Annotated in this window: 28 protein-coding genes and 1 pseudogene; 11 read left to right on the plus strand and 18 right to left on the minus strand. The window is 66.5% G+C overall.

The window, feature by feature from the left end; translation table 11 throughout:
* Window positions 1-215 precede the first annotated feature (215 nt).
* From J2X38_RS18440 to J2X38_RS18460, 5 genes are all read right to left on the minus strand, one after another.
* On the minus strand, window positions 216-1,145 hold the full coding sequence (locus J2X38_RS18440; protein WP_310256117.1) for a HEPN domain-containing protein: 930 nt from the start codon (window positions 1,143-1,145) through the stop codon (window positions 216-218).
* Between the two features lie 85 nt (window positions 1,146-1,230).
* Window positions 1,231-1,554 (minus strand): DUF736 family protein, encoded by a 324-nt coding sequence (locus J2X38_RS18445; protein WP_310256119.1) that lies wholly within the window; start codon window positions 1,552-1,554, stop codon window positions 1,231-1,233.
* Between the two features lie 301 nt (window positions 1,555-1,855).
* Window positions 1,856-2,659, minus strand: coding sequence for a hypothetical protein (locus tag J2X38_RS18450; protein ID WP_310256121.1), 804 nt, complete (start codon window positions 2,657-2,659; stop codon window positions 1,856-1,858).
* 131 nt (window positions 2,660-2,790) lie between these two features.
* The gene (locus J2X38_RS18455) at window positions 2,791-3,048 is read right to left on the minus strand and encodes a DUF5818 domain-containing protein (protein WP_056350151.1); all 258 of its coding nucleotides are present in this window, start codon (window positions 3,046-3,048) and stop codon (window positions 2,791-2,793) included.
* Window positions 3,049-3,215: 167 nt separating this feature from the next.
* The gene (locus J2X38_RS18460) at window positions 3,216-4,784 is read right to left on the minus strand and encodes a PAS domain S-box protein (RefSeq protein ID WP_310256124.1); all 1,569 of its coding nucleotides are present in this window, start codon (window positions 4,782-4,784) and stop codon (window positions 3,216-3,218) included.
* Between the two features lie 171 nt (window positions 4,785-4,955).
* Between J2X38_RS18460 and J2X38_RS18465 the strand changes: the two genes are divergently transcribed.
* On the plus strand, window positions 4,956-5,348 hold the full coding sequence (locus J2X38_RS18465) for a response regulator (RefSeq protein ID WP_054728006.1): 393 nt from the start codon (window positions 4,956-4,958) through the stop codon (window positions 5,346-5,348).
* A gap of 67 nt (window positions 5,349-5,415) precedes the next feature.
* On the opposite strand, the gene J2X38_RS18470 is transcribed toward J2X38_RS18465, so the two are convergent.
* From J2X38_RS18470 to J2X38_RS18490, 5 genes are all read right to left on the minus strand, one after another.
* Complete coding sequence (locus J2X38_RS18470) at window positions 5,416-5,673, minus strand: hypothetical protein (RefSeq protein ID WP_187140791.1); 258 nt, start codon at window positions 5,671-5,673, stop codon at window positions 5,416-5,418.
* 337 nt (window positions 5,674-6,010) lie between these two features.
* A complete protein-coding gene (locus tag J2X38_RS18475) occupies window positions 6,011-6,973 on the minus strand; it encodes an NAD(P)/FAD-dependent oxidoreductase (RefSeq protein ID WP_310256130.1) in 963 nt (320 codons plus the stop codon).
* Between the two features lie 26 nt (window positions 6,974-6,999).
* On the minus strand, window positions 7,000-7,695 hold the full coding sequence (locus tag J2X38_RS18480; RefSeq protein WP_310256132.1) for an MgtC/SapB family protein: 696 nt from the start codon (window positions 7,693-7,695) through the stop codon (window positions 7,000-7,002).
* The gene (locus J2X38_RS18485; protein ID WP_235535723.1) at window positions 7,688-8,569 is read right to left on the minus strand and encodes an NAD(P)H-hydrate dehydratase; all 882 of its coding nucleotides are present in this window, start codon (window positions 8,567-8,569) and stop codon (window positions 7,688-7,690) included. Before J2X38_RS18485 ends, J2X38_RS18480 begins: the two co-directional genes overlap by 8 nt.
* Window positions 8,562-9,323 (minus strand): histidine phosphatase family protein, encoded by a 762-nt coding sequence (locus tag J2X38_RS18490; protein WP_062179329.1) that lies wholly within the window; start codon window positions 9,321-9,323, stop codon window positions 8,562-8,564. Before J2X38_RS18490 ends, J2X38_RS18485 begins: the two co-directional genes overlap by 8 nt.
* A 257-nt stretch (window positions 9,324-9,580) precedes the next feature.
* Here J2X38_RS18490 and J2X38_RS18495 point away from each other — a divergent pair, with 257 nt between their 5' ends.
* The 4 genes from J2X38_RS18495 to J2X38_RS18510 all read left to right on the plus strand — a co-directional run bounded on the left by J2X38_RS18495 (window position 9,581) and on the right by J2X38_RS18510 (window position 12,183).
* Window positions 9,581-10,327, plus strand: coding sequence for an HAD-IIB family hydrolase (locus J2X38_RS18495; protein ID WP_310256135.1), 747 nt, complete (start codon window positions 9,581-9,583; stop codon window positions 10,325-10,327).
* 308 nt (window positions 10,328-10,635) lie between these two features.
* A complete protein-coding gene (locus tag J2X38_RS18500) occupies window positions 10,636-10,779 on the plus strand; it encodes a hypothetical protein (RefSeq protein ID WP_156344034.1) in 144 nt (47 codons plus the stop codon).
* Between the two features lie 112 nt (window positions 10,780-10,891).
* Window positions 10,892-11,467 carry a DUF4142 domain-containing protein gene (locus tag J2X38_RS18505; RefSeq protein WP_310256138.1) on the plus strand — a complete coding sequence of 192 codons (576 nt, stop codon included), beginning with the start codon at window positions 10,892-10,894 and terminating at the stop codon, window positions 11,465-11,467.
* 137 nt (window positions 11,468-11,604) lie between these two features.
* Window positions 11,605-12,183 carry an urea carboxylase-associated family protein gene (locus J2X38_RS18510; RefSeq protein ID WP_310256140.1) on the plus strand — a complete coding sequence of 193 codons (579 nt, stop codon included), beginning with the start codon at window positions 11,605-11,607 and terminating at the stop codon, window positions 12,181-12,183.
* A 59-nt stretch (window positions 12,184-12,242) separates the two neighbouring features.
* Here J2X38_RS18510 and J2X38_RS18515 read toward each other — a convergent pair whose 3' ends face one another.
* The 8 genes from J2X38_RS18515 to J2X38_RS18550 all read right to left on the minus strand — a co-directional run bounded on the left by J2X38_RS18515 (window position 12,243) and on the right by J2X38_RS18550 (window position 18,008).
* The gene (locus tag J2X38_RS18515) at window positions 12,243-12,578 is read right to left on the minus strand and encodes a hypothetical protein (RefSeq protein WP_310256142.1); all 336 of its coding nucleotides are present in this window, start codon (window positions 12,576-12,578) and stop codon (window positions 12,243-12,245) included.
* 40 nt (window positions 12,579-12,618) lie between these two features.
* Window positions 12,619-13,401, minus strand: coding sequence for an SDR family NAD(P)-dependent oxidoreductase (locus tag J2X38_RS18520; RefSeq protein WP_310256143.1), 783 nt, complete (start codon window positions 13,399-13,401; stop codon window positions 12,619-12,621).
* On the minus strand, window positions 13,394-14,611 hold the full coding sequence (locus tag J2X38_RS18525) for a zinc-dependent alcohol dehydrogenase (protein WP_310256145.1): 1,218 nt from the start codon (window positions 14,609-14,611) through the stop codon (window positions 13,394-13,396). Before J2X38_RS18525 ends, J2X38_RS18520 begins: the two co-directional genes overlap by 8 nt.
* Before the next feature lie 38 nt (window positions 14,612-14,649).
* Window positions 14,650-15,324 carry an SRPBCC family protein gene (locus J2X38_RS18530; protein ID WP_310256147.1) on the minus strand — a complete coding sequence of 225 codons (675 nt, stop codon included), beginning with the start codon at window positions 15,322-15,324 and terminating at the stop codon, window positions 14,650-14,652.
* A gap of 228 nt (window positions 15,325-15,552) precedes the next feature.
* Window positions 15,553-16,209 (minus strand): DUF6766 family protein, encoded by a 657-nt coding sequence (locus J2X38_RS18535; protein WP_056350125.1) that lies wholly within the window; start codon window positions 16,207-16,209, stop codon window positions 15,553-15,555.
* Window positions 16,190-16,864 carry a PRC-barrel domain-containing protein gene (locus tag J2X38_RS18540; protein WP_310256151.1) on the minus strand — a complete coding sequence of 225 codons (675 nt, stop codon included), beginning with the start codon at window positions 16,862-16,864 and terminating at the stop codon, window positions 16,190-16,192. The genes J2X38_RS18535 and J2X38_RS18540 overlap by 20 nt, the downstream gene beginning before the upstream one ends.
* A gap of 200 nt (window positions 16,865-17,064) precedes the next feature.
* A complete protein-coding gene (locus tag J2X38_RS18545; RefSeq protein WP_062179314.1) occupies window positions 17,065-17,262 on the minus strand; it encodes a hypothetical protein in 198 nt (65 codons plus the stop codon).
* Window positions 17,259-18,008, minus strand: a complete 750-nt coding sequence (locus J2X38_RS18550; protein ID WP_062179311.1) for a Crp/Fnr family transcriptional regulator — start codon at window positions 18,006-18,008, stop codon at window positions 17,259-17,261. Before J2X38_RS18550 ends, J2X38_RS18545 begins: the two co-directional genes overlap by 4 nt.
* A gap of 397 nt (window positions 18,009-18,405) precedes the next feature.
* Here J2X38_RS18550 and J2X38_RS18555 point away from each other — a divergent pair.
* The 6 genes and pseudogenes from J2X38_RS18555 to J2X38_RS18580 all read left to right on the plus strand — a co-directional run.
* Window positions 18,406-20,481: pseudogene (locus tag J2X38_RS18555) on the plus strand (catalase); the annotation flags it as partial.
* A 119-nt stretch (window positions 20,482-20,600) separates the two neighbouring features.
* Window positions 20,601-21,719 (plus strand): glycosidase, encoded by a 1,119-nt coding sequence (locus J2X38_RS18560; RefSeq protein WP_062179308.1) that lies wholly within the window; start codon window positions 20,601-20,603, stop codon window positions 21,717-21,719.
* Window positions 21,712-23,934: a hypothetical protein gene (locus J2X38_RS18565; protein WP_310256158.1), complete on the plus strand. Its 2,223-nt coding sequence runs from the start codon at window positions 21,712-21,714 to the stop codon at window positions 23,932-23,934. Before J2X38_RS18560 ends, J2X38_RS18565 begins: the two co-directional genes overlap by 8 nt.
* A gap of 130 nt (window positions 23,935-24,064) precedes the next feature.
* Complete coding sequence (locus J2X38_RS18570; RefSeq protein ID WP_152682317.1) at window positions 24,065-24,352, plus strand: hypothetical protein; 288 nt, start codon at window positions 24,065-24,067, stop codon at window positions 24,350-24,352.
* Window positions 24,353-24,362: 10 nt separating this feature from the next.
* A complete protein-coding gene (locus J2X38_RS18575) occupies window positions 24,363-24,683 on the plus strand; it encodes a hypothetical protein (RefSeq protein WP_062179299.1) in 321 nt (106 codons plus the stop codon).
* Window positions 24,680-25,435 (plus strand): SDR family oxidoreductase, encoded by a 756-nt coding sequence (locus J2X38_RS18580; protein WP_310256162.1) that lies wholly within the window; start codon window positions 24,680-24,682, stop codon window positions 25,433-25,435. The genes J2X38_RS18575 and J2X38_RS18580 overlap by 4 nt, the downstream gene beginning before the upstream one ends.
* Window positions 25,436-25,450: the final 15 nt, after the last annotated feature.

Consider the following 25,450-nt stretch of genomic DNA (forward strand, 5'->3'; position numbering starts at 1 on the left):
GCAAGGCCATCTTCAACAAACCAGCATCATATTATCCGAAAAGGGGGTCCCTCTTCGACGCCGATCGGGGGTCCCTTTTGAACGCCGTTTGACATTGTGAGGACGATACTCACCGCGGCGATGAGTGCCAGAACGCAAACATCGCAGTCGAAACCGCCGAAGCCCGAGAAAAATTCGAACGGTTCCGCGGCAAATAAGCGAGCGGTCGAGCCTTATCAGCCTGCCTGCTTTGCGGTGGATTCCAGCAGAGCGATCCGCTCGGCGCAAACCGATTCCACCACCTTTGCCAGTACTGTGACGCGTTCGCCGAGCCAGGAAAGCTCATCCTCGGTAATGCGATAATGCTTCGAGTAGCGCGCCTTGATGTAAGCTTCCTTGAGCTTCTCAAAACGTGACCGGTCGGATTTCGCGTCACGCGGCCAGACGTCCGCGAGCCGAAGATCGATACGCTCAGCCTGCGTCCGCAGAAACGCTAAATTATGCACATGCGGCGAATAAAATGAGCAGACTAACAGCGCACAGTTGTAGAACCGCTCTGTCGCCTGGTGGAGCTGAAAAGCGGCGTTGTTCAGCCGGCCTTTAGCGAGATTGAAGCTATAGTTATCGAAGAACTCGCCGCCGCTGGGAAACCACTCATCGAAATATTCCCGCGCCATCTCCAGCGCTGCATGCGGCGTTTTAGGCTGTGGCTCAGGCAACTCATCATCAACCGCCTGATAAATCGCAATCCCGTCGCGCGCGACGTCCATGAAGAAATAGCGACCCTGCGACAGCCCGGAGTTCACTTCGTCGAGACTGTGCACGATGAAGTTCACCGGCGTCCGCAGCGTCTTCGTCACCGACCGTTCGCGAATGAGCCGGTCGTCGAGCTTCGACCAATAGTCGGCGCGATCGGTCAGCCGCTTGTCGTTGACGATGATCAGCAGATCATAGTCCGACTGGTAGCCCTTGGCGGTGTGCGGCTCGTCGACCCAGCCGCCGCGAGCATAGCTGCCGTAGAGAATGATCTTCGAGATGCGCCCCTTCTTCTTCCAGCCCTGCGTTGCGAGCGCCAGTGCATCCTCGAATTCCTCGAAGATAATCTCGACGACGCGCTCGAGTTCGCGCTGCTTGTGCGGGGGAAGATGGTCGATACCGCTTTTCATCGTCGTTACCCTATCAAGGCGGCGCCTCCTGCGCACCAGCTATTGCAGCCAGTGCGAGGATAAGCCGCGCGTTTCTTGCACGCCGTCAGTCGGCCGGGTTCCAGAGCAGCGCATAAGCGTCGGGATTGTCCTGCCCCGCCGCGCGGGCAAGGTTCGCATAAAGGCGTCGCTGCCCGAACTCGGGGGCTTCGAGCGCCAGCGACACATAGCGCCGCTCGGACACAGCCGCGAGGCGGACCCATCCCGCGCCGATCTCGACGTCGTCGGAGTAGACGCGGTAGTCGGGCTGCACCTCGCTCCCCTTGCCGCGATTGATGCGAATTTCGATCGGCACCCGGATCGAGAGGGTGCAAAGTTCGCCGACAAAGCCCTTCTCGATCGTGCCGCTGACGAAGCCGATGGCTCCCATGATGTGTCTCCTGCCCTTGCCCGCGAGCCCGTCCCGCGGCGCAGAAAGGCAGCCGGGGCGCCGCCAGGCGCCGGCGCACCCAGAGGGCCGCAACGGCAGTGGAGGACGGGCGAAGCCCGTTGCGCCGGGGCCGCGCCCCGGCAGACGCCTCAAGCGCGGGTCGGGATCGCGGCTGGCCGCGGGGAAACGGCGACGCCCGGTGCGCCTCGCCGTAAGAAGGTGCCGATCAAGCGATCGACCCTGGAAAAGTTCGAAATCAAACCGCCTGCGGCGAAGACGCTCAAGCGTCCCCGAGACAGAATTACGATCTCGAACCGGACCAATGGTGCGCGCCGCCGTCGCGCCAGCCCAGCGAAATTCCGATCAGCACGAGGATCGCCGCGATCGCTGCCGCCACCGCGACGGCAGCCGCCTCCTGTCCGCCGGCTGCAAAGATTGCTGCCAGCGCCCAGAGGAAGACGAGTGCGAAGGGCGGATTACCCTTGCCCCGCGCAAGGGCCGCGGCCGCGATCAGACCGCCGACGACGATAATCGCGGCGGAGATGAGCGGCGCGACATCGGGCGCAGCGTCGACGCCATAGTAGCGCAAAGTGGCGGCGACATTGACGATCGACGCCGCCGTCAACCAGGAAGCGAGCGCCGACAGCGGCAGGATGGCGCCCCAGCGCTCGGCCGCCGAAAAGGGCGCCGTCCAGGCAGCGATACGGCGATAGGCGATGAGGATCGAGACAAGCGAGCCGAAAATGATGAGGGTCGATACCGCGTCGATGTCGCCTAGCTGCACCCAAGTGGCCCAGAGCGCATTGCCGAGAAAAGCACCGGCTGCCGGCCAGCGCAGCGCGGCGAACAAGGTGCTATCGCGCCCGGCCGACGTAAACTGGAGAAGCGAGAAAACCAGCGATCCCAGATAAAGCGCGCCCCAGATCGAGAAGGCCCAGCCCGCGGGCGTTATCAGCGTCTGCACGGCGTCCGAACGCTCGCCGACCGGCGTCCCGATCCCCATCGCGGGCAATAGGGCAGCTCCGATCTGCGCCAGCGCACAGAGAAGGACGACGATACGCGCCGGATCGGCGGCGGGTGCGGGGGTAGCAATGGTCTGGGTCATGCAGCTCTAACCGGCGTCGCACAACTTTGTTCCGCTACTTGGGCCGGTCAAAATTGAGAGGCATGCGGACTCCGCCGGACATCCGGCTTTACGATCCTCCCCCCAGGCAGCTTCGGCCGGAAGCGGCGCGACTATGCTTGGATCGGCGAGCCGCTGTCCGGTAGATCACCACCGGGCGCTACGGCGCCTTCCGGGGCGACGCCGTCGACCTCGACAAGATCGTCGCCGACGAGCGTGCCCGTGATGCGCACGCGCTTCTCGACATGGTCGACGGGGGTGCGGCGAAGGTCGAGCCGCCAGCGGCCGCCGAGGTCGCGGCGAAGCGCGAAGCCGCCTGCCACGCGCAGCAGCATTCCCGACTCGTCGATGCGTGATCCGATTCCCGCCATGGCTACGCCTTAACCGAGCCGCGCCCGACTCGCCAGCCACGAGCAAGGTTTGAGACGCCCACCCTGCGAACCGCTCCCTTCGACCATCGACCTTCGGCCCGCACCTTCGATCCTCGAACCACGAACCGCGCGAGCCTCGCGCGATCCCGCCGCGCCCAAGATGCTGGTCATGCGGGAAGCTCGAGAGTGCAGCAGACACCCTCGGGCCTGAATTCGATCGCGGCGCTGCCGCCCTGCCCGCGGAGCGCCCGTTCGAGCATCCGCGTGCCGAACCCCGTACGCGCGGGAGGCGCGACGGGGGGACCGCCCTGCTCGCTCCACCGCAGGCGGAGCCGATCCCGGCCGCTCTCGTTCACCATGTCCCACTCGACCGCAACCGTGCCGGCATCGCCCGACAATGCTCCATATTTGACCGCATTGGTCCCGAGTTCGTGCAGCGCCATCGCCGCGAGCAGCGCCCTCGACGCCGGCACCTCGGCGTCCGGCCCCGCGAGGCTGATGCGGCCGGGCTTCATCTTGTCGAAAGCGTGGAGCGCGCGCTCGATCATTTCGCCGGCCGATACGGTGCCCCAATGGCGTTCGGTGAGGAGGTCGTGCGCGTCGGAGAGGGCGCGGACGCGCGCCTCGAACGACTGGCGCTCGGCGGCCGGCGTCTCGCGAAACGTCTGTGCGGCGATCGCCTGGACCATCGCGAGCGTGTTCTTCACCCGGTGGCGCATTTCGGCGAGAGTGAGCTGGAGCTCCTCTTCGGCCCGCATGCGCGCCGCGATCTCGACGCGCGCCGCCTCGTGAAGATGGGCGTTGTCCATCGCGACCGCCGCCTGCGCAGCCACGGCCTCGACAAGCTCCTCGACCTCGGCATTGAACATGGCGGGCTCGTCATGGCCGAAGAAAAGACCGCCGAGCACCGCGCCCGAGCGCGAGATGACGGGAACCGCGAGATAGCTCACGACGGGCAGATGCCCCTCCGGCATGCCATGGTGCGGGGCGCTCAGGCCGTAGCGCGGATCCTTGCGGATATCGTCCGACCGGATCGTCCCCGCTCCGCGGAACGTCGGGTCGAAGACGGCGGTATTGCGCGGCATGCCGAAGCGCTCGAACGCCTTGCGCGGGGCGCCGGATAGCGAGAAGAGCAGGTAACTTTCGCCCTCGTCGCCCAGCACATTGTAAAAGAAGGCCCCGAAGCGCGCACCGCTGAGCTCGGTCGCGATATCGGTCACCGCCTGGACGATCCGTTCGAGGTCGAGATCCTGCGATACGAGGAGGGCGGCGCGATTGAGGTGGGTCAGCCGCTCGGCCTGACGGGCGAGCTGCGCCTCGACCGCCTTTCGTTCCGAGATGTCGCGCGCGATCTTCGAAGCGCCGATGATCGTGCCGTCGGCGCGGCGCACCGGCGACACGGTGATCGAGAGATCGACGAGGCTGCCGTCCTTGCGCCGCCGGACCGTCTCGAAATGCTGAACCCGCTCGCCGGCGCGCACGCGCTCAATGATGGCGGTTTCTTCGCTGCGGCGTTCCTCGGGGATGAGGGTGAGGATCGAGCGGCCGACGATCTCGTCGGCACAATAACCGAACAGGCGTTCGGCCGCGGGATTCCAGCTGGTGATGATACCATCGAGCGTCTTGCTGACGATCGCATCGTCCGAGCCCTCGACGAGCGCCGCGAGGTGCGCGGCACTTTCGCGAACGGCTAAGCCCCCTTGCGCCGCTTCGTCCTCGATCAGCGTCTCACGCATATGTCATGGTCCCTGCCCCTCCGCTGGCCCCTGCGCTCCCGAAACGGGAATTCGCTATGGCAAAGAAACCCTTGAGTGGTTGATGCGTTCCGCCGAGACTGCCATGCGCCCAGCCGTGACGCCGAGCGACCTCTCAACTTCGATCCATGTTTCAGGGCGAAAGTCATCAGCGTGCCAAACCCGTCCCCCGCCCCTCTCTGCACGGCCATCGTCGCCGAAGACGAATGGCTCGTCCGCATCGACATCGTCGAGGCGCTCGAGGCAGCCGGGTTCGCGGTTCGCGAGGTCGAAACCGCCGAGGACGCACTGCTCCTGATCGGCGAGGAGCGACCGCATATCCTTGTGACCGATATCCGGCTTGCCGGCGCTCTCGACGGATGGAGCCTCGCGGAAGCCTATCGCGACGCTCATCCGGGCGGCGGCGTCGTCTATGCCTCGGCCAATGTGCCGCTTGCCGATCGACAGGTCGAGGGCAGCTTCTTCTTCTCGAAACCCGTGCTGATGAGCGCGCTCGTCGATGCATGCCTCGGCCTCTGCGCCGGGCAAGACGGCCGGCCCGCCTGAGGCGGGCAAGCGGGCGTGATCCACCTGTCACGCGTCCATCGCGCGCCCGTCACCTCCGCAGCGCGGGTCAGGCGGCGGCCGCCCCTGACTGAGCAGAGGGCCCCGCGGTGCCTTGGGATGGGGGGAGGCCGTGCAGCTTCCAGAGATTGGCTTCGGTCTTGCTCATGCGAACGAGAAGCTGCTCGCCGTCCCATAGTTCGACCTCGGCACTGCCGCGATCGTTGAGCGCGAACTGGAACGCCTGATAGGCGTCGGGCGCGCGAAATTCGACGCGGCGCGGCTCGCGCGCATCCTCGCCATGAAAAAGAAGATGAAAAAGGCGCATGACATGCTCCGTTCCTGTTCCGGAGCAAGCGCGACCCTGCTCTTAGCACCGATCGGAACGCCTCAGGCAAAGGGCGGACTGCAAAATCAGGCAGCCGCAAGAGACGCCGATGAGGGTGGGACTCAGCCACTTCTGCATAGCAGATTTCAGGGCCCAAGGCGCGAAAATCGTGATGATCGAGATCAATCCTGCACGCGCTGCGGCGGGTAGCGCCCCATCCGCCCGTCGCGTCGCCAGATCCATCGAGGCAGGTTTTGCCCAACAACCATGTGGGCCGAACGCGCCCGGCCGAGCAGCTTTCGTGCATCCGTCGAAGCGATAGCCTGCCCTGTGCCCTTCAGTGCTGGTCCGCCATTACATGCCCTTCGACACGGCGCAGCCAGTTGTGAAGCCGCGTCGCAGCCGCCGCGCCATGGCCCGTCGCGGTGCTGATCTGGTCGAGCCCGGCGAGAACATCGCCGGCGCCGTAGACGCCGGGCATCAAGGGCTCGGCAAAGGCATCGGCGGGCAGGCAGCGATTGGCGTCGCCTTGGAGACCGAGCCCCGCCAGCAATTCGCTGCGCGGTTCGGACCCGAGCGCCGGATAGAGGATGTCGAAGAAAAGCGCGTCCTCCGCACCCTCCAGCTGAACCGCGATACGTCTGTCCCGGTGCGCGAGGCGAAGCAGCTGCCGCTCCTCGATCCGCACGTCGCTTGCCAGAAGTTCGGCACGCTGCGCGGGCGTGAGCTCGACCTGCCACTTGGGGATGAGGGTCACATCGTCGGTATATTGCCTCAGGAACATCGCCTCTGCGGCGCCGTGAAGGTCCGACCCGAGTACGGCGATCTTGCGCCCGCGATGCTCAAATCCGTCGCAGATCGGGCAGTAGCGCAGCGCGCCGCTCCGGACGGCGGCGTCATGGTCGCCGCTAGCGAGCACCGCCTCGTTGGTGATGACGCCGGTCGCGAGAATGAGCCCGCGCGCCGACAGGCGGCGGCCGTCCTCGAGCCGCGCCGCGAAGGGGGCACCGCCGGCGCCTGCGGACAGACAGTCGACGCGCGCCAATTCGATTTCGGCACCGTATCTCTCTGCCTGATCGGTGAGCCGCGCGACGAGATCGGCTCCCGATATTCCGTCGGGAAATCCGGGCACATTCCAGGCCATCGGCGCGCCAAGCGCGCGCGATCGTCCGTCATGGAGCACGAGGGTGCGGCGGCGATAGCGCGCAAGATAGAGAGCAGCAGTGAGCCCTCCGGGTCCCGCGCCGATGACGAGCGCATCATAAGCGGGCTCGCCCGAAGGGTCGCGGCCAGCGGGCATGCGCGCTCCCGTTCCGGCCCCACCCTTCATCCCTGCTGCGGCCTGATGTCGAAGGCGGCGATGCGATCGTCCTCGCTGAGCGCCGCCGCCAGCGCATCGGCACATTCCTCGCCATAGCCTGCGGCGATCGCGGTAAAGCCGGGTGCGCCGCCGGCGCGGCGCTGTTCGACGGTGATCGCCTTCAGCCCATGTTCGCCGAGCAGGGCGATGACCTCGGCCGAGGCGATGCTCGTTCCCGCCCGATAGTCGATCGTGACATGCGCGATGCGTCGCTGCGGCGCGTGGCGCTCGGTCCAGGTGACCGCCGCGAGCACGAGGAAGGTCGCGACGCCGCCGAAGATGGCGAGTTCGTAGAAGCCGACGCCGAACAGGATGCCGAGCGTCGCGGTCATCCAGAGCGATGCAGCGGTGGTGAGCCCGCGGACATTGAGCCCCTCGCGAAAGATCACGCCGCCGCACAGGAAGCCGATCCCGGTGAGCACGCCATGCGCCATGCGCACGGGATCGATGCGCACGACCTCGGTCGGCGTGTCGGTGAGCCATTCCATCTGGTGAACGGCCGACAGCATGAGGAGGCAGCAGGACAGCGCGACGAGGATATGGGTGCGCAGGCCCGCCGGGCTCGCGCGATATTCGCGCTCGCCGCCGATAATCGCGCCGGCGATGACCGCCCCCGCAATCGGCAGCAGGAGATCGGGGTCGAGGAGATCGAGCTCAGACACCTCGCATCAGCCCCGGGACGAGCGGCAGCAGCTCGCGCGCAAGATAGCCGAGCGGCCCCATGGTTTCGCCGAGCCGCCGCCCCGCCTCGCCGTGCAGCCAGATACCCCATGCGGACGCCTGCAGGGGCGAGAGGCCTTGCGCGCCGAGCCCGGCGATGAGGCCCGCCAGCACGTCGCCCGAGCCGCTGACGGCAAGGCCGAGCCCGCCGCCCGCATACGCCAGGCAGCTCCCCTCGGCGATGAGATGGCTCGTCGCGCCCTTGACCATCACCGCCGCGCCGAAGCGGTCGGCGGCCTTGCCGAGCGACGCGAGCGGGTCGCTCGCGACCTCCTCCTTCGCTACATCGAGCATCGCGGCAAGTTCGCCTTCGTGCGGGGTGAGGATTGTGTGCGCGGCGCGCGCCCGGATCGCATCCGAATGTGCGGCCGCTGCGCGCAGCGCGACGGCATCGAGGAGGAGGAAGATGTCCTCGGGCAGCGCCGGCAGCAGGGCTTCGAGCAGGGTCCGGACGATGTCGGCGTCGATCATCGCGGGTCCAAAGACGATGGCGTCGTGCAGCGCCACCTCGGCGAGCAGCAGTTCGGCCGCCTCGGGCGCAATCTCGCCCGCTTCGGTTTCGGGGAGCGCGACGACGGCGCAGGCCGGAAAGGCGATGCCGATCGGGATCGCGGCCGAGGCGATCGTCGCGATCGTCACCTTGCCCGCCCCGGCGCGGAACGCCGCCTCGGCGGTCAGCAGCATGCCGCCGGGCACCCGGCGGCAACCGCCGATCACGAGCACCCGGCCGCGTCCGTTCTTGTCGACATTGTCATGATGATCGGGAAGCGGATGCGCCTTGAGCCAGGCGGTGTCGAGCGGGGTTGCCTCAGCCACGCGCGGCCACCATCGCATCGGGTTCGCGGGTGACGGGGACTTCGCCCTCCATCGGCGCAGTCACATTGTAGCGCGACAGGACGAGGTTGCCGTCGCGGCCCACGTCAGCGTCGAAGCGATATTCGGTGATCGCGCAATTGGCGACGTCGCCTTCGCTGTCGATTGCCAATATCTCGGCCTCTCCCAGATTTTCGATGATGGTGCGCAGGCAAAGGACGACCACCTGGTGCGCGACGATCATCACGCGCCGCCCGCCATAATGGAGCGAGACCGTGTCGAGGAGCGAGCGGAGGCGCAGAATCACGTCGCACCAGCTTTCGCCGCCCGGCGGGCGGTGATAGAATTTACCGAGCGCCAGCCGGAATTCGGCCTGATCGGGATGCGCCGCCTCGATGCCGCGGCGCGTGAGGCCATCGAGGATGCCGAACTCCTTCTCGCGCAGCCGCTCGTCGATGCAGATTTTCTCGTCGGCCGCGCAGCCTCCCGCGCCGCGGAAGATTTCGGCGGTCTGCACGGCCCGTACATAGGGCGAGGCGAGCATGATCTCGGGGCGGCCGTCTTCCTCGCCCGCGGCGAACCAGGCGCCGAGCGCCCGTGCCTGTTGCTCGCCCAGCGCCGAGAGGGGCACGTCGACATCGCGGTGGTCGAGCGCGATGCGCAGGTCACCCGCCGCGTCGGCGGCATCGCGCGCGACATTGCCCGCGCTTTGGCCGTGGCGAACCACCCAGAGCACCGAAGGCCAGCGCGGGGTCATCGAATGGTCTTCCTCGTCATCGAGACGCTAACGCCTTCGAAGCCGAACTCGTTGCCTTGGCGGTGCGGGGCGCCCGGCAAGCGGCCCGAAGCCGCCGCCGCGGCTCCGCCATGCCGACGAGCGCTGCCTGCCATGCCGGCGCGGCTGCCCGCTAGAGCGAAGACCGGGCAACATGCCGGCAGGAACCTAGACCGGCGTCGGGCGATTGTGAGGCTTTGCCGGCTGCGCGCTGGCGGCAACGAACAGAGGAGACAATCATGAAGAAACTCGTCGCCTTCGATCTCGATGGAACCCTGGCGGAAAGCAAGCAGCCGCTCGCCCCCGAGATGGGCGCGGCGATCGCGAAGCTCCTGGGCGTCGCCGAGGTCGCGGTGATTTCGGGCGGCGACTGGCCGCAGTTCGACAAGCAGGTCGCGAGCCGGCTTCCGGCAGACGCCGATCGGGGTCGGCTCTGGCTGATGCCGACGACGGGCACGAAGCTTTTCGTCCACCGCGGCGGCGGCTGGACGCCGCTTTATGCCGAGCTGTTCAGCGACGAGGAAAAGGCGCGCATCCTCGCCGCCTTCGACGCGTCGCTCGAGGCGACGGGGTTCGTTCCCGAGGAAGTCTGGGGCGATCGCATCGAGGACCGCGGCAGCCAGATCACTTTCTCGGCGCTCGGCCAGCAGGCGCCGATCGCCGCCAAGGAAGTCTGGGATCCCGACTTCGCGAAGCGGCGGATCATCCAGGCGGATCTCGGCGAGCGGCTCCCGGGCCTGTCGATCAACATGGGCGGCGCGACCTCGATCGACGTCACGCGCGAGGGCGTCGACAAGGGCTATGGACTCAAGAAGCTGAGCGCCGAGAGCGGAATCGCGCTCGGCGACATGATCTTCATTGGCGACGCGATCTTTCCGGGCGGCAACGACTATCCGGCGAAGCTGCTCGGGCTCGACACGGTGCGCGTGCGCGACCCCAGGGAGACGATCGCGGTGATCGAGGCAATCGTCGCCTGCCTCGGTTGAAGGTGCGTCAGGCGACCGCGAGCCACGCCGCGCGCCGGCCCTTTTTTGGCCGCACCGGCGCCGCGCCGCTGCCCTCCCGCACGCATGATGAGTCCGGCGAAGCGCCGAACGCGCCTGCCCGCCCCGCCCCGCTGCCGCGCGGCCGTGCCGTCGCGAAAGGCGGCCGGAACACGCACGGCGCCCCGGACCGTTGCCGCACGCCAAAAGCGTATAACTTCGATCAACCCGGCTCCTCTTTCACGCAACAAGCCGGACAGGCGCGGGGTTTCCATATTGGCCCGCCTCGGGCCGCATGGAAAGGATGCGTCATGGCACAGAATGACAAGAAAGACGGCAAGCAGCAGGGCAGCTCGTCCGGCAAGGGCAGCCAGCAGCAGCAGGACGGCGGCAAGAGCCAGTCGGGAGCCGACAAGCAGTCGGGAAGCAAGGACCAGGGCAAACAGCGCAGCTGACCTTCGCCCCCGCTTTCCGGGTGAAAGAGCGGGCCGCGCGCGCCGCGGCCCGGTCTTGCATGCGGAAAAGCCGCGAAGCCGAAGCGCAGAAGATCATTTGAGGAGAGACGAGATGAAGACATGGATTGGAGCCGCGGCGATCGCCGCGATCATCGCGGGATGCGGCGGACCCGATACGCGCGACGAGGAGCAAGCCGCCGCGTCTGCTGACACGGCCGTTGTGGCACCCGAGCCCGGTCCGGCCGCCGCAACGCCGGCGCAAGCAGTCAGCACGGCCGATTATGTCGCGCAGGCGGGTGCCGGCGACCTCTGGGAGATCGAATCGTCGAAAGCCCTGCTCGCCAAATCGAAAGATACAAAGGTCAGGGCCTTTGCCGAGATGATGATCGACAATCACGGAAAATCGACCGCGAAAGTGAAGGCGGCCGCCGCGAGCGCCGGGGTCCAGGCGCCGGCACCGACACTTGCTCCCGACCAGGAGAAGATGCTGGCGGGCATCAAGGCCGCCGGTGCCGCGGGCATCGACAAAATCTATCTCGACCACCAGAAGACCGCGCATGGTGCGGCACTGGCGCTGCACCAAGGCTATGCTGCCTCGGGCGAGGCGGTCGCACTCAAGCAGGCGGCAGCAGAGATTGTGCCGGTGGTGGAAGCGCATCGCGCCGAACTCGGCAAGCTGGCCCCCTGACAGAGGCTCGGAACCGGCATTTCAAAGCCGCCGCGCGCTTTTGCGCGGCGGCTTTCGGTTGCCGCCCCTGATCCTGCCCGGCAACACCGCGCGGCTTCCTTTTACCCTCGCCGCACCTTCTCAGTTCAGGAGCATTCATGACAGACCGGATCGCGCCCCGCAGCGGCGTCGCCTTCACGCTTCCCAAGGACAAAATTCTCTGCGTGACCGACCCCGAGGGCGGCCAGGTCGGCGACCTTCTTGCGTTTCGTGCGGCGGATCCCCGCGAAGCGATCTCGAACGGGCGAACGTTCGACTATGAAGAGACGATCCGGCTGACGACCGGCAACCGCTTGTGGTCGAACCGGTCAAACGCGCTGCTCGAGATCGTCGAGGATAGCTGCGGGGTGCATGATTTTCTGCTGACGCCGTGCAGCGAGGCGACCTTTCGCCATTTCTACACCGACAAGCCCGTTCATCGCGGCTGCTTCGGCAATCTGGCCGAAGCGCTCGAGCCATATGGGATTGCTGCCGACGCCATTCCCGTCGCGTTCAACCTGTTCATGAATGTGCCGGTCGGCAGCGACGGCAAGATCCGCGTCCTTCCGCCGACGACGAAGGCCGGTGACTTCATACGGCTTCGCGCGCTCGACGACCTGATCGTCGGGCTCACCGCCTGCTCGGCCTACGACAGCTGCGGCGGCAGCTTCAAGCCGATCGACTACCGGATCGAGTGAACCGGCGGGTACAGCGCTGCCAGAGCGATTGCGCCGCGCCGCCCGACCGCCGCGACGGCCTAACGGCTCCCGCCAACCGGCGCGTCCGCCCCCTTGCCGGGCGGGGGCCTATCGGGTTCGGCGGCGCGCCCGCCGCCTCCCTGCGGGTCGCTATCATAATCCTCGGCATTGCCCTTGCCGCCGGCACCCGCGCCGCTTCCGCTGACCGGACCGCTGCCGGTGCTGCGCCGATGGCCGCGGTTGGCGGCGCCCGATACGTCGCCGGCCTCACGCTCCCCGGCGGGATAGCGGTCGGGCGTCGTCGTTCCGACATTCTCCCGGCGTTCCACGGGCTCTTGCGGCAGCGACCCGTCGCCGGCGGCGCCCCCATCCCTGCTGTCATTGCGATTGTTCATGATCGTCTCCTCTTCACCAAATGGGGCCGGACCGGCCGGATCAGCTTTGCTTCCCCGACCCCGGCTCGGCCAGCTTCCGGTGCATCTCGGCTGTCGCCGCTTCGCTGAGAACGCCCGAGGCGAGGACCTGCGCCTTGTTCTTGAGCCCGTGAACGACCGCATGCTCTCCTGCGAGGAGCGCATCCCATCCGGTTTTCGCCACATCGGCGGGATCGTCCTTTTCCGATTGCCCGACCTTGGTGTCGAGCATGCCGGCCCGCTCGAAAAAGCGCGTCTCGGTCGCGCCGGGTTTGAGACAGGTGATGGTGACGCCGCTGTCCTTCAATTCATTGCCGATCGCCGCGGCGAAACTGTCGACGAAGGCCTTGGTGCCGTTATACACCGCCTGGAAGGAGCCGGCGAGATGACCGGCGATCGAGCCGGTGATCAGCACCTTGCCTTCGCCGCGCGCGACCATCGCCTTCAGGACCGGCTGGAGCAGCAACAGCGTGCCGGTGATATTGGTGTCGATGACGTGACGCCACGCGTCGACCGGCTGGTCGAGAAAACCGTGTCCGAGGCCGTGACCTGCGTTCGCGACGAGAATGTCGATCGGCCTGCCGCCCGCAGCGGCGAGAAGACGTTCGACCCCGGCAGCGGTCGCGAGGTCGGCTTCGACCGCCTCGACCTCGACGCCCTTGGCTCGGAGGCCCGCGGCAGCATCGACGAGCGGCTCGTCGGCCGCGACGATGAGGTCGTAACCATCCTTCGCCGCGAGTAGGGCGATCTCGCGGCCAATACCGCTCGAGGCGCCGGTAACGACAGCGAGTTTGCGATCAGGCATGTTCCATCTCCTGCAGGGCCGACACGGCCCCCTTTGCGAGGCCGGGCTTGAGCACGATCTTCGTGTAGAGGTCCTGCTCGTCGTGCCAGTGCCGGTACATCTCGGCTGCGTCCTCGAGCGATGCGTGATGCGAGATGAGCGAGACGGTATCGAACTTGCCGGCCTGGATCATATCGAGAAGCTCGCCCGAATAGCGCTGGACATGCGTCTGTCCGCTCTTGACGGTGAGGCCCTTCTCCATGAGCTGGCCCAGCGGGAACTTGTCGGCGAAACCGCCGTAAACCCCGGGAATCGAAAGACGGCCGCCCTTGCGGCACGCAAGGATCGCCTGGCGCAAGGCGTGGATGCGCTCGGTGGACGAGAGCAGTTTGACCTTCACCTGGTCGAGGATGTTGTCGACCGTGAACCCGTGGCTCTCCATGCCGACGCAGTCGATGCAGGCGTCGGGGCCCACGCCGCCGGTCATTTCGGCCAGCGCCTCGCGGACATCGACCTTCGTATAGTCGAGGATCTCTGCACCATATTTCTTCGCGAGCGCGAGGCGCGTCGGAAAGTGATCGATCGCGATCACGCGCCCGGCGCCCAGCAGCAGCGCCGACTGGATCGTGAACAGGCCGACGGGGCCGCAGCCCCACACCGCGACGGTGTCGCCGGGCTCGATGTCGGCGTTGACCGCCGCCTGCCAACCCGTCGGCAAGATGTCCGAGAGGAAGAGCACGTCGTCGTCGGCAAGGCCGTCGGGAATGACCACCGGCCCGACATCCGAATAGGGAATGCGGACATATTCGGCCTGCCCGCCGGCGTAGCCGCCGGTGAGATGCGCATATCCGAACGCCCCGCCCATCGCATGACCCATCATCAGCTCGGATGCATCCCGCGTCTCGGACGGGTTGCTGTTGTCGCAGGCGCTATATTGCTGCTTCTCGCAGAAGAAGCATTGCCCGCAGCTGATCGTGAAAGGCACGACGACGCGCTGGCCCCGCTGCAGCGTCGAGAATGCGCCGGTCTCGACCACTTCACCCATGAATTCGTGGCCGACGATATCGCCCGCGCGCATGCCCGGAATATAGCCGTCGTAAAGATGAAGGTCCGAGCCGCAGATCGCGGTCGAGGTCACGCGAATGATCGCATCGCGCGGGTTGACGATTTCGGGATCGGGAACGGTTTCGACACTGATCTTGTGGCGTCCCTGCCAGGTAACGGCGCGCATGGCCTTCTCCTTGATGTGATTGTGCTGCGGTTCGGCGTTCAGATGTGCGGCTCGGCAGGGCTCTCGGCGCCTCGCGCGGAGGGCGAGGCATTGGTCGTCACTTCGCCCGTTTCCATAAGCTGCTTGAAACGGTGAAGGTCGCGCCGCGCCTGCACTTCGGGCTCGCGCTGAAGGAGCTTGGCGGCGAGGCGCCCGACCTTCCCGGCGGGCGGGTCATAGGCGAGGATCAGGCTGACATAGGTGCCTCGCCCCGCCGGCGCGTCGGTGAAGCGCACCTCGCCGCTGTTCGCGATGTCGGAGGCCGGCGTACTTTGCCAGTAGATCGATGTGTCCTCGACGCGCTCGGTGATGCGGTTGACCAGTGTCACCTCGCGCCCGGCGGGCGCCTTGATCGTCCACTGCGAGACATTGTCGCCGAGGTCGTCGACCGCGACCACATTCTCCATGAAGTCGGGAAAGCGTTCGGGCGTCCATGCCGCATAGAGCTCGGCGCGGGGGCGATTGATCAGCACCGACTTGCCGAACATCGTGCGGGAGGAGGCTTTGTCGAGCGTCCAATGCGGCGCGTCGGTCGCGATTGTTTCTTCCTGCCCTCGGCTCTCGCGGTGCCGACGGCGCTGCCAGAGCGCCGCGCCGGTTGCGAGCACGGCGATGCCCGCGCCAGCGGCGGCGAGAATCAGCGGATCGGGAAGGTCATTCTTGGATCTGGACATGGATCATCTCCCGCCCGGGCAGAGGCCGGGCGTCATCTGGGGAGCGTCGGCGGGGCCGGCGCCGGTCGGGGGAAGCGGCCCCGACTTCGGGGCGATGAACGACTGACGCCCGTCCGCTGCGATCGTTCCGCGGTTCGAGGATTAAATCGGCGCTCCGAGCGCCCAGCGAGACAGGCACCGGGGCAGCGGGGCCGTAACGCCCACGCCGGTTCGCTCGGCCATTCGCCGTCACGATCCCGTCTCCGCGTGCGGAGCGGCGACGGGCTTCGATTCGGGCGACTCTTTCTGACGAAGGAAGATCGACAAGAGCACCAGAACGGCGGTCGACAGAAATTCGCTCTGCCAATTCTGGAAGGATTCGAACCAGAGGCCGGGGTCGCCGAGATAGGCGAAGGTGGAAAGGGCGATTTCGCCATGCTCGCGCGCGTCCTCGGCGGCCGCGCGCGCGCTCTGCGTCCAGTGGAGGATGAAGGAGGCAAGAAACAGCATCGCGAGCACCAGCCCCAGCGACCGAGCATAGAGAGCGCGCGCGAGACGACCCTTGCGCAGCACCGCAGGGGCACCGGGCTTGCGCGCCTGCGCGGCAAGATCGGCGTCGCGTAGCGGCGCGTCGGGACCCCGCGATTCCGACGAGCCACGCTGAACGAGCATCGCCGTCAGCACGACATAGGCCGACATCTGGAGAAACTCGCTCTCCCAGTTTTCGAACACCGAGGACAGGAATTGCGGACTGCCGCCATAGGCCCAGAGCGAGAGACCGGGCTGATGGTGCCGCGCAGCGTCCGCGAGCGCGACGTGCCACCCCGTTACCCAATGGCCGACGATCGACGCTGCGAACAGCAGCAGAAGCACGATGGTGAGACCATTATCCTTGAGCCGCGTCATGGGCCCCTTCCTTTCTGGTACCCCTCGGCCCATCGCCCGCCGCCGCCGCGGGGGCGAGCGACGCCTCCGTGGCTATCTGTCCGCGTGGGGGCCGCGCAGGCCAGGCGGCGCCGTCGAGCGTATCGCGCTTCTCATATTCCGCCGCGCTCATCAGCAGCACGAGCCCGTCGGCATGACAGTCGAGCATCGCCGCCGGTACCGCGCGCAGCGTCTCGTCGATGCCGCCGAGCCCGCCGCTGGCGACGACGACATAAGAGAGGCATCCGCTTTCGCATTCAATCATCGCATCGACCGCCTGGCCGACAACTTCGCCGCGGATATCGCTCACCGGAAGACCGCCTAGCGCACTCGCGGCGAAGAGCGAGGGCGAGGCCGCGATCCGGCTTCGCTTCGCGGCACGCCGCGCGCCATCCTCATAGCCGCGCTGGCGGCCGAGCCATCGCCATATTCCGACGAGATTGACGAGCGTCAGGAACAGGTTCGTCGCAAGAAGATTGGTCTGGCCCGATGTGAACCCGACGACCGACCAGGCGAGCGAGCCCAAAGTGAACACGACGAAGCCCGAGCCGGTCACGCGCGCGCCGAGATTGGCTGCCGTCATCATCGCCGCGATCATCGTCGCGGCAGGCGCAATCAGTCCGGCGGCCTCTTCCACGTGCGGCTCTCCTCGGTCGGCGGCACCCGCTGGCGCCGCTCCCGGGCAGAACCCGCCGCCGTATCACTGCGTTCCCCCGGACGGCGGCGATGCAACATCGATCAATGCATTTATCGGCGCCGCGCGCTGTGGCGTCGGCTCCCTGGCGCCAAATCGGCGACGGCCCCGTCGCCCCCGTACGGGCGCGATCAGGCGATCCTTCAGGACCGCCTGGCCGCGAGCTGTGCTTCCGCGCGCCTCGCCGCCTCGATAAGGCTTTCGCCGGTACTGCGCGCCGCCGCCGGGGTCATCGTCACCGCGACACCGTCGGGGCCATCGAGCAGGACAACGCCATCTTCGGCGGTGGCGACCCCCGCTTCCGTCTCGGGCGGCTGGGGGGAAGACAAATCGTCGGTCATCGGCGGGGCCTCTGGTCTGGGGGCGGCGGAGATGCGGGATCGTCGATATAAAGATAGGCGGGATCGAACTGGCCGCGTCGCGCCAGCTTCGCGGCATCGAGAATCTCGACCTTGCCGTTGCGGAACGTACAAAGCCCTTCCTCGCGAAGATGGCGTACGACCCGGTTCACATGCACGGTCGTCAGGCCGCAGATCTCGGCGACGTCGGCCTGCGTCAGTCCGAGCGTGAACTGGCGCCCGTCGCTCAGCCCCGCCGACTGGAGACGCACATTGGTTTCGCAGAAGAAATGCGCGACGCGGCCGATGGCGTCGAGGCGGCCAAGCCGGAAGAGCCAGGCGCGGTGGATCGCGGCGTCGAGCAAGGTCGCGAACCAGAGCTTGCGCGTGAGCTCGGGCATCTCCTCGGTGATCGCGTCGAGCTCGACATGCGGGACGATCGCGATCGTCGCCGGGGTCATCGTACCGACATCATGGTCGAGGTGTTTCAGCGGGTAGGCGTGGAGGTCGACAAAGTCGCCCGGCAGGTGGATCGCGACAAGTTGGCGAAGACCGTCCCGGTCGTCGAGATAGCGCGACATGATGCCCTCGACGAGGAGCGTGCTCTGGTCGAGCCACTGGCCGGCGCGCGCGATGATCTTGCGGGCCTCGACGGTCGAAGTGGTGCTGATGGCGGCTTCGAGGCGCGCGCGCTCGCCGGCGTCGAGGCTTACCCCGCGACGGTCTCTCAAGAAGCGATCGGTTAACATCACTGACGTTCCCTGTTTCGTCCGAAATGCGTGAGCGGGCCTGCTCAACTGCGAACATTCCGAAAGCCCGGCAACCCCTCACAAGGGAAGCGGAATCGTCATGATCGAGGTTAATTGCAAACCCCGTGCAGCAACTTTCAAAGCGCAAACTCGTTCCATCGCCGGGTCCGGAGGGCGTGCTTGCACGCCCGCCGACCGCGTTCCGCCTAACTGCTGCGCCCCTTCAGACAAAGCGAGATCCGACATGGCCAAATCCCCCACCACCCCCTCTTCCACCCGCGCGGACGCCGCGAAGCCGAAGCCGCGCCGTGGGCAGAGCGCCGCTGCGATCGCGGGCAAGGACATGGGCGGGGAATCGGTTCGTAAAGCGCCGGTCTTTCCGGCCGATGCGCCGATCATGCAGAGCTATGGCGAGGATCGTGGCACCGGCGGCGAGACGCATCAGGCGGGCGCGGGCCATGCGCCGCTCACCACCCAGCACGGCGTGCCGGTCGCCGACGACCAGAACAGCCTCAAGCAGGGCGCGCGCGGCCCGACGCTGCTCGAGGATTTCCATTTCCGCGAGAAAATCTTTCACTTCGACCATGAGCGCATCCCCGAGCGCGTCGTTCATGCACGCGGCTATGGCGCGCACGGCTATTTCGAGCTTACCGACAGCCTCGCCGACGTCAGCCGCGCCGACATCTTCCAGCGCGTCGGCGAGCGCACGCCCGCCTTCGTGCGCTTCTCGACCGTCGCGGGTTCGAAAGGCTCGTTCGACCTCGCACGCGACGTGCGCGGCTTCGCGGTGAAGCTCTACACCAAGGAAGGCAATTGGGATCTCGTCGGCAACAATATCCCGGTCTTCTTCATCCAGGATGCGATGAAATTCCCCGACCTCGTCCATTCGGTGAAGCCCGAGCCCGACCGAGCCTTCCCGCAGGCGCAATCGGCCCACGACAATTTCTGGGATTTCGTGAGCCTGATGCCCGAGAGCTTCCACATGATCATGTGGGTGATGTCGGACCGCGCGATCCCCCGCTCGTTTCGCACGATGGAAGGCTTCGGCGTCCACACCTTCCGCCTCGTCGACGCGAAGGGCAAATCGACCTTCGTCAAATTCCACTGGAAGCCCAAGCAGGGCCTCCAGTCGGTGGTGTGGAACGAGGCGGTCAAGATCAACGGCGCCGACCCCGATTTCCATCGCCGCGACCTCTGGGATGCGATCAACAGCGGCGACTTTCCCGAATGGGAACTCGGCGTTCAGCTGTTCGACGACGCCTTCGCGGACAAGTTCGAATTCGACGTGCTCGATGCGACCAAGCTCATCCCCGAGGAGCAGGTGCCGATCCGCACCGTCGGCCGCCTCGTTCTCGACCGCGTCGTCGACAATTTCTTCGCCGAGACCGAGCAGGTCGCCTTCTGCACGCAGAACATCGTCCCCGGCATCGACTTCTCGAACGATCCGCTGCTCCAGGGCCGCAATTTCTCCTATCTCGACACGCAGATCAAAAGGCTCGGCGGCCCCAATTTCACCCATATCCCGATCAATGCGCCCAAATGCCCGATGGCGCATTTCCAGCAGGACGGTCATATGGCGATGCGAAACCCCGTCGGCCGCGCCAATTACGAGCCGAACAGCTGGGGACCGACGGACGGCGGCCCGCGCGAGGATCCCGCGCGCGGCTTTGCGAGCTTCCCCGAAGAGGCCGAAGGCGCCAAGCGGCGCATCCGCCCCGAGAGCTTCGCCGACCACTATAGCCAGGCGCGGCAATTCTTCGTGAGCCAGACCCCGATCGAGCAGAAGCATATCGGCGACGCGCTTGTCTTCGAGCTGTCGAAGGTCGAACGCCCCGACATTCGCGCCCGCACCGTATCGCATCTCCTCCATATCGACCGCGGCCTCGCAGCCACGGTTGCCGATGGCCTGGGGCTGCCGCTTCCGGCGCCCGCCAAGGCCGCAACAAAGCCGCTCGCCGACCTTCCCCCTTCCCGGCCGCTCAGTATCCTGCTCAACGGCCCGGCGAGCTTCGCCGGACGCAAGCTCGGAATCCTCGCGACCGACGGCGCGGATGCGCGGGTCTTCAAGGCGCTGACCAAGGCGGTCGACGCCGCCGGCGCTGTCTGGGAACTGGTTGCACCGAAGATCGGCGGGATCACGCTCTCGGACGGCACGAGCGTCGCGGGCCGGCACAAGATCGACGGCGGGCCGTCGGTGCTGTTCGACGCGGTCGCGCTTCTCCCGAGCGACGACGGGGCGGCACTGCTCGCAGGCGATGCGGCGGCCAAGGACTTCGTCAGCGACGCCTTCGCGCATTGCAAATTTATCGGACATGGCGCCGAAGCGGCGCCGCTCTTCGCGGCCGCCGGCCTCGCCGACAAGCTCGACGACGCCTGCATCGCGCTGGCCAAACCTGGCGATGTCACCGCCTTCCTCGATGCCTGCGTAACGCTTCGGCACTGGCCGCGTGAAGCCGGCGTCGACCTCGACGCAAAAAGCGGAACGAAGGAGGCGGCCGAGACATCGGCATCGCGCAAGGCGGTATCCGCTCCGGCAGCGAAACCGGCTTCCAAGCCGGCACACTGACCGGCCTGGGCGAAGGAGCGGTACCCATGCAATTCGCGACCGATCGGCTGGTCTTCGGCCCCGACGATGTCGATCTGTCGCGCTCGCCGCTCGCGGGTCAGCTCGGCCGCGAGACCTATGTGCTCGGGGCCTTCAACCCGGGCCTGCTGCGCCTCGCCTCGGGCAATCTCCTGATGATGGTGCGCGTCGCCGAGGCGCTCCGGGTCCCAATCGAGGATGGTCATGTCCATTCGATCCGGTGGGAGGCTGGGCGCTACAAGGTCGATAGCTGGCCGCTCGAGCTGTGCGATACGTCGGATCCCAGAAAGTTCATGGTGCACGGCGGTAGCTGGCGGATCATGGCACTAACCTCGCTTTCGTGGCTGCTTCCCGTCGAGCTCTCGCCCGACGGGCTCGAGATCGTTGCCGTCCATTACGACAAGGCTGTCGATCCGGGCGCGGATTTCCAATGCTATGGCGTCGAGGACGCGCGCATCAGCCGGGTCGGAAGGCGCTGGTTGATGACCACCTGTTCGGTGAGCCCCGAGCGCCACTCGACGACGCTCTACAGTTCGGCGAACGGCCTTGACTGGGTCTTCGAGGGGATCGTTCTCGATCATCAGAACAAGGACATGCTGATCTTCGAGGGCCTGATCGACGGCCGCTATTGGGCGCAGACGCGGCCGCTCGGCGATCTCTATTTCGCCTATCCGCCGGGATCGAAGTGGCGCGCGGGCCCCTCGATCAACCTCGCGACCTCGCCCGATGCGCTGCACTGGAAGCCTCATGAGGCCCCCGGCATCCGTCCGCATGCCGACACGGTGGCGACCGCGCGCATCGGCGGCGGCACCCCGCCGATCCGTACCGACGCGGGATGGCTCACGCTCTGGCATGGGGTCGAGCCGAAAGAGATCGTCGGCATTTACCGCACCTACTGGTCGCTACTCGATCTCGACGATCCCTCGGTCGTCCTCCGCACCGATCACCGGCCGCTCCTCGAGGCGAACCCCGAGCTTACGCGTCCGCTCGAAGACAAGCTCTATATACGCGATGTCGTCTTCACGACGGGCATCGCCGATGGCGGCGATCATTATATCGTCGCGTCGGGGGAAGCCGATCTTGCCTGTCGGATCACCCATGTTCCCAAGGCCTGTTTCGGTGACTGACCAACGCGTGGAGACGCGCCACGACACGCCGCTGACGCCCGATCTCGTTCGCGTTCGCGGCGAGCTCGCGGTCGCTACTCCGATCGTCTCGCAGAGGCTCGACGACCTCTCCGTCGAACTTGCTGCGGGCGGCGAAGCGCTCTGGCTGTTCGTCCGGCGCGCCGACAGCGGCGGCGTCGCCCTCCGCGCGGCCTCGTGGCCCGGCGCGGCGAAGGTCCGCCGCGTCAAGCGCGCGGGCGGCGAGCTCGCCCGCGTGCATGTCGAAAGTGCGATCGGCGCGCATGAGGTCGCGCTCGAGGCGCGACCCGGGCCGCTCCCCTGCCTCCGCCTTGTCTCGACACTCCGCCCCTCGGCGCCGCTGCTCCTTCCGCCCGGAGCGCGCGATCTCTTTCCGTTCGACGCCCAGGACGATCCGATGGGGACCCGCGGAACCGTCGAGGCGGTGCAACGCGGTCTCAACGCCGGGCTCCTCTATGGCGAACTTACCGACCCCGCCTTCGGTACCTTTTTCTATTTCCAGGATTTCACCGCGCTCAATCCCTATTTCCAGGCGACTGGCACCAATCCGGATGCCGCGGTGGGAGGCATCTGGCCGGGGCTGGGCTTCCGCCTTCCCGGCCAGACGCTCCACACGGCCGGCGAAGCCGCGCCGCTGGCGCCCGGGATCACTTATACGCTGAGCGATGCGAGGCTCGTCGTCCGCGACGGCTCTCCGGCAGACGAGCGCGACAGCGCGCGGCGATTTCTCCAGATGCTGGGCGCCGCCTATCGTTCGCTGTCTCTGCCGCCGACCGACTATCGCGACTGGCGGCAGCGGGCCGCGCGGACGGCGCGACATCTCGGCGCCGCGCCGGAGGCGACCGTGCGCCATTATGGTCATCGTTACATCCACCCCTATACGGATGCCGAATATCCGGACGCCATGGTCCAGATGTCGATCGTGCAGGCACTGCACGACTGGGGGAAATGGCGCGGCGAGATTCATCCCCTCGAGGAAGAGTTCAAGGCCGGCCTCGGCAAATTCTACGACCGGAAGCTCGAGACGCTGCGCCGCTATCTGCCCAATGTCGGTGACGACAAGGATGCCGATGCCGTCGACAGCTGGTATCTCTACCACCCGCTGCTGAACCTCGGAAAACTCGCTCTCGATGGCGACGCGAAGGCGCGGCGGCTGTTTCTGAAATCGCTTCCTTATGCCATCCGCGCAGCGCGGCATTTCACTTACAAATGGCCGATCCAGTACAAGATCACCGATTTCTCGGTCATCACCGAGACCGCCGGAGCCGACGGGCGCGGCCAGACCGATGTCGGCGGCATCTATGCCTGGGTGATGCTCGAGGCGTTCGAGCTCACCGACGAGAAGCTGTATCTCGACGAGGCGTGCGCCGCGATCGACACCGCGGTCGGTCTGGGTTTCAACATCAATTATCAAGCCAACCTCACCGCCTGGGGGGCTGCCGCCTGCATGCGCTTGTGGCGGGTCACCGGCCGCGACGTCTACCGCGAGCAGAGCTATGTCTATCTCGCGAGCTTCTTTCATCACACCGAGATCTGGGAAAGCGAGATCGGCCTCGCCGTTCATCACCGCAACTTTCTGGGCGCCACCTGTCTGCAGGACGCACCCTATATGGCGATCTACGAATGTTTCGACAGCTTCGCCGCTTTCGAACATTATCTTGCCGACAGCGGACCCGACCTCGAGCCTGCGGCGCGCATGCTGATTTCGGAATATTGCCGCTATGCGCTCGATCGGGCCTGGTTTTATTATCCCGACGCGCTGCCCGCCGAGGCCGTCTCGGACGAACAGCGCCCCGGTAACGGGCGCATCGACCCCGCCCTCTCCTTTCCCGTCGAGGATCTTTATGCCGACGGTCAGCCCGCGGGCCAGGTGGGGCAGGAAGTCTATGGCGCCGGGGCCGCATTCATCTTCGCGACCCGCGCCTTTCACCGCGTCGACGGCGCGCCGTTCGACGTTTATTGCGATCATTTCGTCCGTGCCCTCGAGCGCATGGCGCCAGCGCGGCTCTCGCTTCGCCTCGACGGCGGCGAAGGCTGCACGGCCCGGCTCAGCTTCGTCCGGAAGAGCCAAGGCGAGCTTCCCGCGATACGCGTCGCCGCGGCGGACGGCGATGCGATCCGGCCCGATGGGAACAGCGGCGACCGCCTCGATTTCCTCGTTCCGGCGAACGGCAGCCTCCTTCTCAGCTGGAACTGAGGCGTCCGCCACGCACGCCCGGTACAAACAGCGCAACATTTGTTAATCGGTGCGGCGCCGCGGCAACTTTGAGGCCGCCGCCCCGTTGCCCTTTCAGCCTCCCGGATTTTTTCTCAAGCTGGAGACAGACATGGCACACGCAATGACGGCGCCCCGCCGTTCGTCGGGGTTCGGAAAAATTCTCGGTATCGGCGTCCTCGGGGCGCTGTTCTGGTTCACGCGCAAGCAGGCGCCGGCCGATGTGAAGGACGACGGCCATTCGGCGGCCTTCGCCGACGGCGAGACACATCCCGAAAATTTCGATCAGACCCGCTCGGCGGGACCGGACGGCATGCGCGACGAGGTAAGGCGTAAGTGGGACCGCGTCGACCAGGCCGCCGACGAATCCTTCCCGAGCAGCGATCCGCCGGCTTACTGAGGGACTGACGATGAACGCTCCCGTCACCGGCCAAGTCGCGGCAGTAACATCGGACGACCCGGCGCCCGCACGCAAGCCGACGCTCATGCTGCACTATGCCGAGGATCATATCGGCCTCGAGAAGCGCCTCCTCTTCGAGGCGGCGAGCCCCGCAAGCGCGCTCGATATCGCCGCCGGCGAAGCGGCCGGCCGCTCCGCACGGCTGTTCGTCGACGGCGCGCCGCTCTGCAGCCTGCTCAAGGCCGACGATGACAATCCCTACTGGGTCGTCGCCGCGCCGTCATTGCGAACGAGAGATGAGCCCACCACGACGTTCGAGGAAATGCCATGATCGACGAAGCCGACGCGCATACCGAGGCTCCCGACATCAAGGGCCGGCGCGCGATCATAACCGGGGGCACGACCGGCATCGGCCGCGCGATCGCGGTCCTCTTGGCAAGTTACGGCGTCAAAGTGTTCATCTGCGGCCGTACCCCCGAACATCTGGAGGATGCGCTGCAGCGCGTCCGCGAAGTGGGCGAAGGCGACGGGATCAATGTGGATCTTTCGGTGGCGGAAGACGTCGACCGGTTTTTCGAGGCAGCGCGAGACTTTCTCGGCGAAATCGACATTGCGGTAATCAACGCCGCCGTCCCGGCGGCGGCGCTTGCCGACGCAGGCGAGAGTGAGGCGCGCTACCAGCTCGAGACCGACCTCACCGCCTATCTCGTCTGCGCCCAGGAAGCGGCGCGCTGCATGTCGGCGGGCAGCGACATCATTATGATCGGATCGATGACCGCGGTGTCGCGCGGTCCGGGCAGCTCGATCTACGTCGCGGCGAAAAGCGGCATACAGGGCTTCGTCCAGTCGTTCCGCAAGGAGCTGGCGGAGCAGGATATCAAGGTCGGACTGATCGAGCCCGGGTTTACCGGTGCCGACTTCCAATATCCCGAATTCCCGCCCGAAAAGCAGAAGGAACTGATCGGCAAGCATCAGATGCTTCGCGCCGAGGACATCGCGGTCGCGGCCCACTTCATGCTCGTTCAGCCGCGACGCACGGCGGTATCGCTCATCCGCGTCGAGACCCGCCTCGACCATCCCTGACCTTCCGAAGGAGCC

The organism is Sphingopyxis sp. BE235 (genome assembly GCF_031457175.1).
Lineage (GTDB): Bacteria > Pseudomonadota > Alphaproteobacteria > Sphingomonadales > Sphingomonadaceae > Sphingopyxis.